General features: G+C 72.2%; 8 protein-coding genes and 1 pseudogene. 1 reads left to right on the top strand and 8 read right to left on the bottom strand.

Translation table 11 applies throughout. The annotated features are described in order from the left end of the window. Positions 1–150 precede the first annotated feature (150 nt). Positions 151–1,230, top strand: a complete 1,080-nt coding sequence (locus tag IF17_RS0104805; protein WP_030562460.1) for a glycoside hydrolase family 5 protein — start codon at positions 151–153, stop codon at positions 1,228–1,230. A 22-nt stretch (positions 1,231–1,252) separates the two neighbouring features. Here the strand turns inward: IF17_RS0104805 and IF17_RS0104800 are convergent, their stop codons facing one another. From IF17_RS0104800 to IF17_RS01000000136155, 8 genes and pseudogenes are all read right to left on the bottom strand, one after another. Beyond that, positions 1,253–2,287: an aldo/keto reductase gene (locus IF17_RS0104800; protein ID WP_030562459.1), complete on the bottom strand. Its 1,035-nt coding sequence runs from the start codon at positions 2,285–2,287 to the stop codon at positions 1,253–1,255. Beyond that, positions 2,284–6,153 (bottom strand): ABC transporter ATP-binding protein, encoded by a 3,870-nt coding sequence (locus IF17_RS0104795; protein WP_030562457.1) that lies wholly within the window; start codon positions 6,151–6,153, stop codon positions 2,284–2,286. Before IF17_RS0104795 ends, IF17_RS0104800 begins: the two co-directional genes overlap by 4 nt. Further along, positions 6,150–7,526, bottom strand: coding sequence for an LLM class flavin-dependent oxidoreductase (locus IF17_RS0104790; protein ID WP_030562455.1), 1,377 nt, complete (start codon positions 7,524–7,526; stop codon positions 6,150–6,152). Before IF17_RS0104790 ends, IF17_RS0104795 begins: the two co-directional genes overlap by 4 nt. Positions 7,527–7,623: 97 nt before the next feature. Then, positions 7,624–8,373, bottom strand: coding sequence for an ABC transporter ATP-binding protein (locus IF17_RS0104785; RefSeq protein WP_030562453.1), 750 nt, complete (start codon positions 8,371–8,373; stop codon positions 7,624–7,626). Continuing rightward, positions 8,349–9,239, bottom strand: a complete 891-nt coding sequence (locus IF17_RS0104780; RefSeq protein WP_030562451.1) for an ABC transporter permease — start codon at positions 9,237–9,239, stop codon at positions 8,349–8,351. Before IF17_RS0104780 ends, IF17_RS0104785 begins: the two co-directional genes overlap by 25 nt. Continuing rightward, positions 9,236–10,318, bottom strand: coding sequence for an ABC transporter substrate-binding protein (locus IF17_RS0104775; RefSeq protein ID WP_030562450.1), 1,083 nt, complete (start codon positions 10,316–10,318; stop codon positions 9,236–9,238). The genes IF17_RS0104780 and IF17_RS0104775 overlap by 4 nt, the downstream gene beginning before the upstream one ends. A gap of 17 nt (positions 10,319–10,335) precedes the next feature. Beyond that, positions 10,336–10,839 (bottom strand): flavin reductase family protein, encoded by a 504-nt coding sequence (locus IF17_RS0104770; RefSeq protein ID WP_030562449.1) that lies wholly within the window; start codon positions 10,837–10,839, stop codon positions 10,336–10,338. 354 nt (positions 10,840–11,193) lie between these two features. Continuing rightward, positions 11,194–12,500, bottom strand: a pseudogene (locus IF17_RS01000000136155) (ROK family protein). Between the last annotated feature and the right edge of the window lie 527 nt (positions 12,501–13,027).

The raw sequence follows: 13,027 nt of genomic DNA, 5'->3' as shown, positions 1-13,027 counted from the left end.
CGAGGCCCAGGGGCTCTTCGGGGCCCCTTCACTCGCGTGCGGCAATAGACAGGAAAGTTTCCCAACACTGTTGACGGCAATTGGAAGGAAGCTTTACTTTCAGTGCTGCCGCCATGGCGTCTCCCACCCCCACCCGAAGGGAGCACCACCATGTACCAGCGCACCACCTCCCCCACCGAGCCCGTCCCCACGGACGGCCGGCGCGGATTCACCCGCAAGGCCCTGCTCGCCGCGTCCGCACTCGGCGTGGTCACCGCACTCCTAGCCCCCGTCCGGGCGGGGGCCGCACCGGCCCCCGCCGCCCCCACCGCCGCCACCCCGCTCGCGGCCAACGGCCAGCTCTCCGTCTGCGGCCGGCAGCTCTGTAACGCCTCCGGCCAGGCGGTCGCCCTCAACGGCATGAGCACCCACGGCACCCAGTGGTACGCCCAGTGCGTCACCGACGGGTCGCTCAACGCCCTGGCCACCGACTGGCGCGCCGACGTGCTGCGGGTCTCCACCTACGTACAGGAGGGCGGGTACGAGACCGATCCGGCCGGATTCACCGCCCGGGCGCAGAAGTTCATCGACGCGGCGCACGCACGCGGCATGTACGCGGTCATCGACTGGCACATGCTCACCCCGGGCGACCCGAACGCGAACCTCGCGCGGGCCAAGACCTTCTTCACCGCGATGGCGAAGAAGTACAAGGACCACCCGGGCGTGCTCTACGAGATCGCCAACGAGCCCTCGGGGGTGAGCTGGTCGGCCATCAAGTCCTACTCCGAGCAGATCATCCCGGTGATCCGGGCGCAGGACCCGGACGCGGTGGTCCTGGTCGGGACGCGCGCCTGGTCCTCGTTCGGGGTCTCGGAGGGCTCGAACGAGTCGGAGGTCGTGAACAACCCGGTCCGCGCCTCGAACATCATGTACACCTTCCACTTCTACGCGGCGTCGCACCGCGAGGCGTACCTGAGCGCCCTGGACCGGGCCTCCGACAAACTGCCCGTCTTCGTCACGGAGTTCGGGACGCAGAACTACGCGGGCGAGGGCGCCAACGACTTCGCGATGTCGCAGCGTTACCTCGACCTGATGAAGCGCAAGAAGATCTCCTGGACCAACTGGAACTACTCCGACGACCACCGCTCCGGTGCCGTCTTCAAGACCGGCACCTGCAACGGCTCCAACTGGACGGGGACCGGGGTCCTGAAGGAGGCCGGGGTCTGGATCCGCGAGCGCATCCGCCAGTGACCCCGACCGCCCTCCTCGGCGGTCAAACCGAACGGCGACGCAGCGACGCGTCGTTGAGGGCCGGAGGCACGTAACCGCCGTCACGCGCCGACAAGTTGATGCCGGGCGGAACGATCTCGTCGATCCGGTCGAGGACGTCCCGGCTCAGCCTCACCTTGTCGGCGCCGAGCTGGCTCTCCAACTGCTCGAAGGTGCGCGGCCCGATGATCGCCGAGGTGACGGCCGGGTGCTCCAGCACGAAGGCCAGGGCGAGCTGGACGAGGGTGAGGCCCGCCTCCTCCGCCAGGACCGCCAGCGCGTCGGCGGCCTCCAGCTTGGCCGCGTTCTCGGGCGCGGTGATGTCGAAGCGGGCCGCCTGGCGCTCGGCGCGGCTGGAGGCCGGCTGCTCGCCACCCTTGCGGTAGCGGCCGGTCAGCCAGCCGCCGGCCAGCGGGCTCCAGGACAGCACGCCGAGCCCGTACCGCTGCGCCACCGGCAGCACCTCGCGCTCGATGCCCCGGGCGAGCAGCGAGTACGGGGGCTGCTCGGCGACGACGCGTTCGCGGCCCCGGCGCTCGGCGATCCACTGGCCTTCCACGATCGCGGAGGGCTCGAAGGTGGAGGTGCCGATGTAGCGGATCTTGCCCTGGCCGACCAGGTCGGTCAGGGCGCCGAGCGTCTCGTCGAAGTCGGTGTCGGGCTCGGGGCGGTGGACCTGGTAGAGGTCGATCCAGTCCGTGCCGAGCCGGCGCAGGCTGTTCTCCACCTCGCGGATGATCCAACGGCGGCTGTTGCCGAACTCGTTGGGATCGTCGCCCAGCCGGCCGTGGAACTTGGTGGCCAGCACCACGTTGTCGCGCCGGCCGCCCGCGAGCGCCTTGCCGACGATGGTCTCCGACTCACCCTGCGAGTAGACGTCGGCGGTGTCGACGAAGTTGATGCCGGAGTCCAGGGCGTGGTGGATGATCCGGATGCTGTCACCGTGATCGGTGTTGCCCCGGGCGCCGAACATCATGGTGCCCAGCGCGAGGGGGCTGACCTGGACGCCGGTGCGGCCGAGGTTGCGGTATTCGGTCATCGGGCACTCTCCTTGACGAGTTCACTGGTGGGGGTGTAAACGAGGTCCTGCGGCGTCTGCCGGAAGGCCTCCCAGAGGCGGTGGTACGGGCCCCGCGCCGCGAGGAGTTCGGTGTGGCTTCCGCTCTCGACGACGGCTCCGGCGTCGAGGACGACCACCCGGTCCGCACGGGCGGCGGTGGTCAGCCGGTGGGCGACGACCACGGTCGTACGGCGGCGGCACAGGGCCTCCGTCGCGGCGGCGACCCGGCGTTCGGTGGCCAGGTCGAGCGAGGCGGTGGCCTCGTCGAGCAACAGCACGTCCGGGTCGACGAGTTCGGCCCGGGCCAGGGCGAGGAGCTGGCGCTGTCCGGCGGACAGGTTGCGGCCCCGCTCCCCCACCTGCTGGAGGTAGCCGAGCCGGAGCCCGGCGATCATCTCGTGCGCGCCCACCGCCCGGGCCGCGCTCTCCACCTCGGCGTCGGTGGCGTCGGGGCGCCCGTAGGCGATGGCGTCCCGGACGGTGCCGCTGAAGAGATGGGGCTCCTGGGGGACCAGGCCGAGGCGGCGCCGGTAGCCGGCCAGGTCGAGATCGCGCAGGTCGTGGCCGTCGACGCGGACCGTGCCGGCGGTCGGATCGTAGAAGCGGGCCAGCAGTTTGACGACGGTGGACTTGCCCGCGCCGGTCGCGCCGACCAGGGCCACGGTCTCGCCGGGGGCGATGCGGAGCCGGAGCCCGTGCAGGACCTCCTGGCCGCCGCCACCCGCGTAACCGAAGGACACCTGGTCGAACTCGACCTCGCCGCGCAACTTCTCGATGATGAGCGGCTGTTCGGCCGGGGGCGTTCCCGCCGGGGTGCGCATCAGCGAGCGGAGGCGGCCGAGGCCGATCACCGCCTGCTGGTAGCCGTCGAAGACCTGCGACAGCTGCTGGATCGGGGAGAAGAACAGCTCCACATAGAGGAGGAAGGCGATCAGTGTGCCTGCGCTCAGCTCGCCGGAGCGCACCTGGACCGCGCCGACGACCAGGACGGCGGCGGTCGAGAGGGTGCCGAGGAACTCCACGAACGGGAAGAACGTGCCCATGTACCGCTGGGCGCGCAGCCGTGAGTCCCGGAATCCCCAGGCCAGTTGGGCGAAGTCGCGGGCGTTGTGCTGCTCGCGGCGGAACGCCTGGGTGACCCGGATGGCGGTGACGTTCTCCTGGAGGCAGGCGTTGACCGCGCTGACGCGCTCCCTGGCCTCCCGGTAGGCGGGGACGGAGTAGTGGCGGAAGAGGGCGGTCGCGGCGATCAGGACGGGGAGGGCGACGAGCAGGACGACGGCGAGGCCCGCGTCGATGACCAGCAGCGTGACCAGGACGCCGAGGACGGTCAGGAGGCTGACGACGGCGGTGATCAGGCCGGTCTGGAGGAAGGTGGAGAGGGCGTCCACGTCCGTGGTCATCCGGGTCATGATCCGGCCGCCGAGCTCCCGCTCGTAGTAGTCCAGGCCGAGCCGCTGGAGCTGGGCGAAGGTCTTCACCCGGAGGGTGTAGAGGAGCCGTTCGCCGGTGCGTCCGGTGGTGCGGACCTGGGCCACCCCGATCAGCCAGTTCAGGGCGGTGACCAGCCCGGCGACGGCGGCCGCTGCCAGGAGGACTCCCCCGGCCTGCCGGGCGACGCCGTGGTCCACCCCGTGGCGGACGAGGACGGGGACGGCGATCTGCGCGGCCGCGTCCAGGGCGACGAGCAGCAGCCCGAGGAGGAGCGGGACACGGAAGGGCCGCAGCAGGGTGCCGAGGTGAAACTCCCGGTCGGCGGCGACCGCTTGGGCGGTGGTCACCTTCGGATCGGCGGCGGGCAGCGGGAGGCGGGCGAGGCCGGCGATCAGCTCCGCGCTGGGCGGGGCCGAGCCGAGCACCCCGCCGCCGGGTCCGCCGCGGCCGGGACCGGAGGTGGCGGCGGCCTCGGCCAGGGCCTGGGCGGCGCGGACGGCGGTGCCCTCCTCGGTGTCCGCCCCCGCCGCCTCGTCGCGGAGCCACAGCGCCTCGGTCACCCCGCCCGCCGGGGCCTCCGGCACGGGTTCGGACGCCGTGGGCTCGGCCGTCGACAGCAGCGTACGGAACAGGGGCGAACGGGAACGGAGTTCGTCCAGGGTTCCGGTGTCGGTGATCCGGCCGCTGTCCAACACCGCGATCCGGTCGGTCAGTTCCAGGGTGGAGCGGCGGTGCGCGACGATCAGCGTCGTACGGCGACGGGTCGCCTCGTGCAGCCGGGCGTGGATCTGGGCCTCCACCTGGGCGTCGATGGCGGAGGTGGCGTCGTCCAGGACGAGGACGGCCGGGTCGGCGGCCAGCGCCCGGGCCAGGGAGATGCGCTGGCGCTGGCCGCCGGAGAGGGTGAGGCCCTGTTCCCCGACGACGGTGTCGTACCCCTTCGGGAGGCGTTCGATGAACTCGTCGGCGCGGGCGATCCTGGCGGCCTCGCGGATCTGTTCGTCGGTGGCGTCCGGTGCTCCGTAGGCGATGTTGGCGCGCACGGTGTCGGAGAGCAGCAGGCTCTCCTCGAAGACGTAGCCGATCCGGGAGCGGAGCGAGGCGAGGGAGAGTTGGCGCACGTCGGTGCCGTCGACGGTGACCGACCCGGACGGTACGTCGTAGAACCGGGGCAGCAGGGCGGCGGCGGTGGACTTGCCCGAGCCGGCCGAGCCGATCAGGGCGACGGTCTCGCCGGGGCGGACGTCGAGCGTGAAGCCGTCCAGGAGCGGTGCCTCGTCCCCGTACGCGAAGGTGACGTCCCGCCAGGCGAGGGCGGGCGGGTGCCCGGGGTCGTCGGGCAGATCGCGGGCGTCCGGCGCGTCGGTGATGACGGGGGCCTCGTCGACGACCTCCAGGACCCGTTCGGCGCCGGCCCTGGCCTGCTGCCAGACGGTGAGCAGGGTGGCGACCTGCCGTACGGGGGTGACGAAGGAGCCCAGGTAGGTGGTGAAGGCGAGGAACGTGCCGAGCGAGATCCGGCCGTGCAGGGCCATCCAGCCGCCCAGCGCCAGGACGGCGACCTGCCCGAGGGCGGGGACCGCCTGGAGCGCCGGGTTGTAGCGGCTGGTGAAGCGGACGACGCGCAGCCGGGAGGCGAACAGCGTACGGGCGCGCTCCTCCAGGCCCGTCAGCTCGCGGCTCTCCTGGCCGAAGCCCTTGACGACCCTGACCCCGGTGACGTTCGCCTCGACGGTGGAGGCGACCTCGGCGGCCTCCTGCTGGGCGTGCCAGTTGGCGGGGATGAGGTCGCGGCGGCTGCGCAGGGCGATGGCGTAGAGCAGCGGCCCGACGATCAGCGCCACGACGGTCAGCAGGGGGGAGAGCCAGGCCATGAACACCAGCGAGATGACGAACATCAGGACGTTGCCCGTGAGGTTCGGCAGGAACTGGAGCAGGGTCTGGATGAGGGTGATGTCGGAGATGGACCGGCTCACCACCTGTCCGGTGCGCAGCCCGTCCTGCTGGGCGCCGCCGAGCCGCAGGAGGGCGGCGAAGGCGTCGTTGCGCAGGTCGTACTGGACGCCGAGGGAGAGCCGCCCGGAGCGGTAGCGGCGGGTGAAGCTGGCGGCGAAGCGTACGGCGCCGAGCGCGGCGAACAGGCCGATCCAGGGGGTGAGGGAGGAGGTGGTGGAGCCCGCCACGCCGTCCACGACATGGCGCAGGACCAGGGGCAGGGTGGCGGTGGCGAGGGCGGCGACGAGTGCGGCGCCGAAGGCGAGGAACAGGTCGGTGCGGTGGCGCAGGCAGTAGGCGAGGAGGCGCCGGGCCCAGCCGGGTGCGGGGGGAGCTGCGTCGGGCGGCTGTGCGGTGCCGGTCCCCGGCTTCTGCTGGAGGGGACCGGCACCGCCGCGCGTCGTACAGTCGGTCACCGGGCTCCCGTCGTGGCCAGGTCGGCGCGGGGGGCGACCGTGTCGAACAGCTGGTTGGCGGGGCGCGGCAGGCCGTAGTGCTCGCGCAGGGTGGTGCCGGTGTACTCGGTGCGGAAGAGGCCGCGCTCCTGGAGGATCGGCACGACCCGGTCGACGAAGACCTCAAGGCCCGAGGGGAGCACGGCGGGCATGATGTTGAACCCGTCGGCGGCCCCGCTGTCGTACCAGTGCTCGATGGTGTCGGCGACCTGCTCGGCGGTGCCGGCGAAGGTGCGGTGGCCGCGTCCGCCGCCGAGCCGCCCGATGAGCTGGCGTACGGTCAGGTGCTCGCGGCGGGCCAGCTCCACGATGAGGGTGTAGCGGCTCTTGGCACCCTCGATCTCGTCCTCGGTCGGGATGTCCTCGGGGAGTTCGGCGTCCAGGTCCAGGTCCTCCGGGGCGATCTTGAGGCGCAGGGCGAGCTGGCGCTTGGCGTACTCGGGGACGATCAGGCGGTCCAGCTCGGCGTCCAGCTCGTGGGCCTCGGCCTCGGTGTCGCCGATGACGGGGACGATGCCGGGCAGGATCTTGATGCCCTCGGGGTCGCGGCCGAGCGCGACGGCCCGTGCCTTGACGTCCTTGTAGAAGGCGATGCCCTCCTCCAAGGTCTGCTGGGCGGTGAAGACGGCCTCGGCGTACCGGGCGGCGAAGTCCTTGCCGTCCTCGCTGGATCCGGCCTGCACGAGGAGGGGGTAACCCTGGGGCGGGCGCTGGACGTTGAGGGGTCCGTCGACGCGGAAGAACTCGCCGCGGTGGTCGATGGCCCGGACCCGTTCGGCCAGCGCGTGGACGCCGCCCTCCTTGTCGGCGACGACGGCGTCGTCGGCCCAGCTGTCCCAGAGCTTGGTGGAGACCTCGACGAACTCGGCGGCGCGGCGGTAGCGCTCGTGGTGCAGCGGGGTGTCGTCCAGGCCGAAGTTGCGGGCGGCATCGGCCCCGGCGGTGGTGACGATGTTCCAGCCGGCCCGGCCGCCGGAGACATGGTCCAGGGAGGCGAACCGGCGGGCCAGGTTGTAGGGCTCGTTGTAGCTGGTGGAGGCGGTGGCGATGAGCCCGATGTGCTCGGTGGCCCCGGCCAGCGCGGTGAGCAGGACGGTGGGCTCCAGCTTGGCGGCCGGGCGGCGGCCGGGGTCGCCCATGAGGACGGGGCTGTCGGCGAGGAAGAGGGAGTCCAGGCGGCCGCGTTCGGCGATCCGGGCGAGGTTCTTGTAGTGCTCGATGTCGGAGCCCGCCTCGGCGGGGCTCTCGGGGAGCCGCCAGGACGCTTCGTGGTGGCCGGTGGACATGAGGAAGGCGTTGAGGTGGAGCGGCTTGCGGGGCTCGGCGGAGGGCATGGGTGTCTCCAGAAGGGTGCGGGGTGGGCACGCGATGGGTGGCTCAGGCCGTCGTCGGCAGGGGCTGTGTCCAGGCCGTCGTCGATACAGGCTGCGTTCAGGCCGTCGGCGGCGGCTGCGTGACGCCGAGGGCCGTGAGCAGGGTGTCCCGGTACTCCTGGAAGCGGGCGTCGCGCCGGGAGCGCGGCGTCGGCAGGTCGATGGCGAGGTCGACGGAGATCAGCCCCTCCTCCAGGACCAGGACCCGGTCGGCGAGCTCGACGGCCTCGTCGACGTCGTGGGTGACCAGGAGCACCGCGGGGCGGTGGCGTTCGTACAATTCGCGCAGCAGGCCGTGCATCTTGATCCGGGTCAGCGCGTCGAGGGCGCCGAACGGTTCGTCGGCCAGCAGGAGTTCGGGCTCGCGGACCAGGGCGCGGGCGAGGGCGGCGCGCTGCTGTTCGCCGCCGGAGAGCTCGTGCGGCCAGGAGCGGTCGCGGCCGGCGAGGCCCACCTCCTCCAGGGCGGTGAGGCCGCGTTCCCGGGCGCCGGGGCCGCGCAGTCCGAGGATCACGTTGTCCAGGACCCGGAGCCAGGGCAGCAGCCGGGAGTCCTGGAAGGAGAGCGACACCCGTTCGGGGACGGTGAGTTCACCGGAGCCCTCGACCGTGTGGTCGAGGCGGGCGACGGCCCGCAGCAGGGTCGACTTGCCCGAGCCGCTGCGGCCGAGAAGGGCGGTGAACTCCCCCGGGGCGATGGTGAGGTCGAGCTCCTTCAGGATGATCCGGTCGCCGAACTTCCGTACCAGTTGCTTCGTCCGGACCGCGGGCCGGACCTCGGTGATCAGCCCGCCAGGGTGCGTCGCCATGACAGGGCCTTCCTCTCGATGGCGCGTACGGCCGCGTCCGAGGCGAAGCCGAAGATGCCGTAAGCCACCAGGCCCACGATGATCACGTCGGACTGGGCGTACTGCTGGGCCTGGAACATCATGTAGCCGATGCCGCTGGTGGCGTTGATCTGCTCGACGACGATCAGTCCGACCCAGGACGAGGTGACGCCCAGGCGGAGGCCGACGAAGAAGCCGGGCAGCGAGCCGGGGACGACGACCTTGCGGATGAACTGGGCGCGGCTCAGGTCGAGTCCCTCGGCGAGCTCCACGTACCGGTTGTCGATGGAGGTCAGGAAGGCGAAGGTGTTGATGTACATGCTGACCGCGACGCCGAGGGCGATGACGGTCGCCTTCATCTCCTCGCCGATGCCGAGCCAGAGGATCAGCAGCGGCAGCATGGCGAGCGAGGGGATCGCCCGCTTGATCTGGAGCGGGCCGTCGATCAGGTACTCGCCGCTGCGGCTCAGTCCGGCAGCGACGGCGAGGACGACCCCGCTGACGACGCCGAAGAAGAGGCCGAGCCCCGCTCGCTGGAGGGAGATGAGGACGTTGTCCTGGAGGCGGCCGGTGGCGACCAGGTCGGAGGCGGTGGAGATGACGCTGCCGGGCCCGGACAGGATGCGCGGGTCCAGGTAGCCGGAGGCGGAGGCCGCCCACCACGCGGCGATGAGGAGGACGGGGCCGATGAGCCGGCCGAAGGGCAGCGGCCGGCCGGGGCCGAGCCGCCGCCGGGTCCCCCGGGCGACGGGCGGGCCGGGCTCCTGGGGCGGGGCCGCCGGGGGCGCCGAGCCCTTGGTGAGGACGGCGGGCCCGCCGGTGCGGGCCGTGGGCAGCAGGTCGGTCATGAGGTCTCCCGGTACTCGGCCGGAACGGACCTGGCCGCCAGGCCCTCGAAGCGGCGGTCGAACAGGTCGGTGACGTCCTGCTTCGGTACGAAGCCGCCCTCGGCCATCAGGTCGGCGGTCTCCTGCTCCCACGCGATCGCCTTGTCCCAGTCCACAGGGAACTGCGGCTTGTTGAGGGAGGAGACGATGCGCTTGCCGTCGGCGACGGAGACGCCCTCGCTCTTCACGTAGTAGGTGTCGATCCACTCGTCGGTGTTCTCCCACGCCCAGACCAGGCCCTTGGCCCACAGCGGGATGAAGTTGGCGACGGCGGCGGCCTTCGCCGGGTCGTCGAGCACCTCCACCGGGGCCCACAGGACGGTGAGCAGGTCCACGACGTCGGTCTTGACGGCGGTGGCGCCGTCCTTGGCGTACTGGCCGAGGTACTTGGTGAGGGCCGGTTCGCCCAGCGGTGCCACGTCGACCTGCTTGGACTGCAGGGCGGTGAGGAACTGGGTGCTGGGCAGGGCGACCAGTTCGACGTCGCTGTTCTTCAGCCCGGCCGCCTTCAGGGCGCGCAGGACGACGACGCCCTGGGCCTGCCCCTGGGAGAAGCCGATCTTCTTGCCCCGGAAGTCCTCCACGGCGGTGATGCGGGAGCCCGGGGCGGTGGCGAAGGTGTAGAGGGGCAGCGGGCGCACCTGGACCGCGACGATCTTCGTCTTGACGCCGATGGCCTTGGCCTGGATCGGCGGAATTCCCGCATTGGAGGCGAGGTCGATGGATTGGGCCCGGAATCCCTGGATGATATCGGGGCCCGCGCTCAGGTTCGGCCATTCGGAGACGGTGAAGGCGAGGTCCTTCTTCAGCCCGGCGGGTTCGAGCTGGAGCCGGGTCTGGCGTACCGCGACGGTCAGTTTCGTTCCCGGCGGCGGATCCCCCGAGGGGAGCTTTCCGGTGGGCTCGGAACTGGCGGCCGTCTTCACCTGCGGGGAGCAGGCGGCGAGGCTCAGAACCGTTCCGGTGGCGAGGGCGAGAAAGGACCTGCGGCCCAGGGCTCGCGTGGCGGCGGACCGGTCGTCGGTCAGGTGACGAGGCATGAGAGGTATTCCTGTGCTCAGAGGGAGTGGTAGGTGCCGTTGTGGAAGAGCAGCGGGCTGCGGCCCTCGTCGAGCCAGGAGTCGGTGACCCGGGCGATGACGATCCGGTGGTCACCGGCGGGCACGATCTGTTCGGTCTCCAGCCGCAGCCAGCCGGCCGCCCCGTCGAGCACCGGCTCCCCCTCGGGCAGCCGCCGCCACGAGGTCGGGGCGGCGAACCGGTCGATACCGCTGGTCGCGAAGGTGCGGGCGAGGGCTTCCTGGTCGGCGCCGAGGAAGTTGACGACGGTGGAGGCGGCCCGTTCGACATGGGGCCAGGAGGAGGAGGTGGTGCCGATCCCGTAGGAGACGAGCGGCGGGTCGAGGGAGAGCGAGGTGAGTGAGGTGGCGGTGAATCCGACGGGGCCGTGGCCGGAGTCGGCGGTGACGACGACCACGCCTGCCGGGTATCGGCGGAACACCTGCTTGAAACGGTCCGGGGCGTATCCGGCGGCATACGAGGAAACGGTGACGGTCAACATCTCTCCCGGAGTGGAAAGGCGGAAAAGGGCGCGCGGCGGTGGAGCGGCGGCACAGAAAGGGAAAACGGGCGCCAAAGAACACGCGGCCGGATACGGCAGGCCGCGGGGAACACCCGTGAATCAGCGGAGTGTTATCGGGAACCCGGACAGGGGCGACAACGGAAGGGCCGGGAGAATTCCCTCACCGGCGCAGCCGTGCGACAGCGGCATGCCGTGCGGGGCATGCTCTGCTGAATACGCTGGCGGCTGGTCATGGATCCATCTTCCCGTTCGGCCGGCGGGCCGGTCAACAATGCAACTTTCTGAATTAAGTCGGATTCCCCGCCGGCCGTACGCGGCTGCTCGGCCTCCCGGTCAGGAGACCGCGGGCAGCGCGGGCCACGGGCCCAGCGGGTCTGTGTAGAGCGCGCCGAGCGCGACCGCGCCGCCCGCCGTGGCCAGCACCGATCCGGTGAAGCTGCTCGGCACCACGGCCCGTTCGGGGTCCTCGCAGACCCAGGACCGCTCGGCCACCTCCGCCCGCAGATCGGCCAGACACTCCGGGATCCGGCCGGCCCCCGGCTCGACCACGACGAGGACCTCCGGGTCGAACATGTCCAGCAGCAGCGCCGCTCCCCGGCCCACCAGCCGGGCCCGGCGCCGGAACAGCGCGAGGGCCCGTGCGTCACCGGCCAGCGCCCGGTCGAGGAGTTCGGTGAACGAGCCGACGATCAGGCCCTGTTCGGCGGCCCGGCGCACCATGGCCCGCTCGGACACCTCGGACTGGAGGCACCCGGTCCGGCCGCACGAGCACGGTTCGGCGCCGCCCGATCCGCCCGAGCCCAGGGGCAGATGGGCCACGCTGCCCGCCCCGGAGCGGGGGCCCAGGTGCATGGCTCCCGAGCTGGCGAACGCCGCGTCCACCACCGCGCCGACGAAGAGCAGGACCGTGCTGGCCCGGGTCGACGCCTCGCCGAACAGCTGCTCGGCGCGGGCCAGCGCGCGGGAGTGGCTGTCCACATGGACGGGCAGCCCGGTGGCGGATTCGAGGATCGCGCGCACCGGGACGTCCCGCCACCCCAGGTGCGGGTGGTCGACGACCACGCCGGCGGCGGGATCCACCCGGTGCCCGGTGGCGAAGCCGAGGGCGAGCACGGTCCGCCCCGCCGCGTGGGCCTCGATCAGCCGGGGCAGCCGGTCGGCGAGGTCGCGCAGGAGGGCGGGCCCGCTGGAGAGCCCGCGCGGGGAGCGGCCGGGGACGGTGGCGTACGGGCCGCTCGCGCCGACCGCGTGCGGCTGCCGGTCCTCGGCGACGATCCGGCCGCGCAGGTCCATGAGCGAGACGGTGGAGTGCGCGACGGCCACGTGGGCCCCGGCGACGAGGTAGCGGCCCGTGTCGATCTCGACGGGTATGTGGGGGCGGCCGAGCCCCTTGGGCCCGGTGGTCTCCGCGCTCTCCCGGACCAGCCCGCGGGCCAGCAGGTGGCCGACGTGGCCGGTCACCGCCGCCGGGGAGAGCCCGGTGAGGCGGGCGACGGTGAGCGGGCGACCGGCCCGTGGTCGAGGATCGCGCTCAGCACGGAGCCGGTGCCGGAGGCCCGGCGGGCGGGCCCGGGTCCGGCGGGGATGTCGGAGCGGCGCAGCGGGGCGGGGCGGCGGGCGGGCGCGGTCAGACGCTTCACGGTGTCTTCCAGGTCCTCGATGGCAGCGGGCCGTGCGGGGCGGCTCCCGGACGGAGCCCTGGACCTCAACCCGTCGGTGCGGCAAGGGCATTGCGGCCCGGGGGGGGTGAGGCATCTCCCGTGGAACGGTCGCCCCGCGTGCGCACGCCGGAGGGGCTCCGGCTGCGGTCGCTCAGGGGCTCGGTGCGTTCAGACCCGGTGACACGCCGCGGAGCACACGCGCTTCAGGTCGACATGACCTCGCGTCGTCAGGTGTGCGGATCGCTGCATGGCGCGCAACGTAGCCGGAACGGCGTAACCCGGTCAAACCGTTGACCGCATGGTGGACGGCCGTCTCACGGGGGCGTGTTGCCCGGACATTGCCGCACGTGACAGGCGCGTGGCGGGCGCGCGACGATCCCGCAGCGGGGTCCGCGCGAGGCGCGGCAGCCTGTTCTCCATACGGGCGACGCCGGGAATTAACCGGTGATGCCTTGTCATGCCCCGTTCTACGCGCATAGTTTTTGGCTCTTACCACCAAGCTTGAG

It is taken from the genome of Streptomyces cyaneofuscatus (assembly GCF_000718135.1).
Taxonomy (GTDB): Bacteria; Actinomycetota; Actinomycetes; order Streptomycetales; family Streptomycetaceae; genus Streptomyces; species Streptomyces cyaneofuscatus.
Note: the sequence above shows the minus strand (reverse complement) of the source record. Positions and strands in the feature narration are given on the sequence as shown.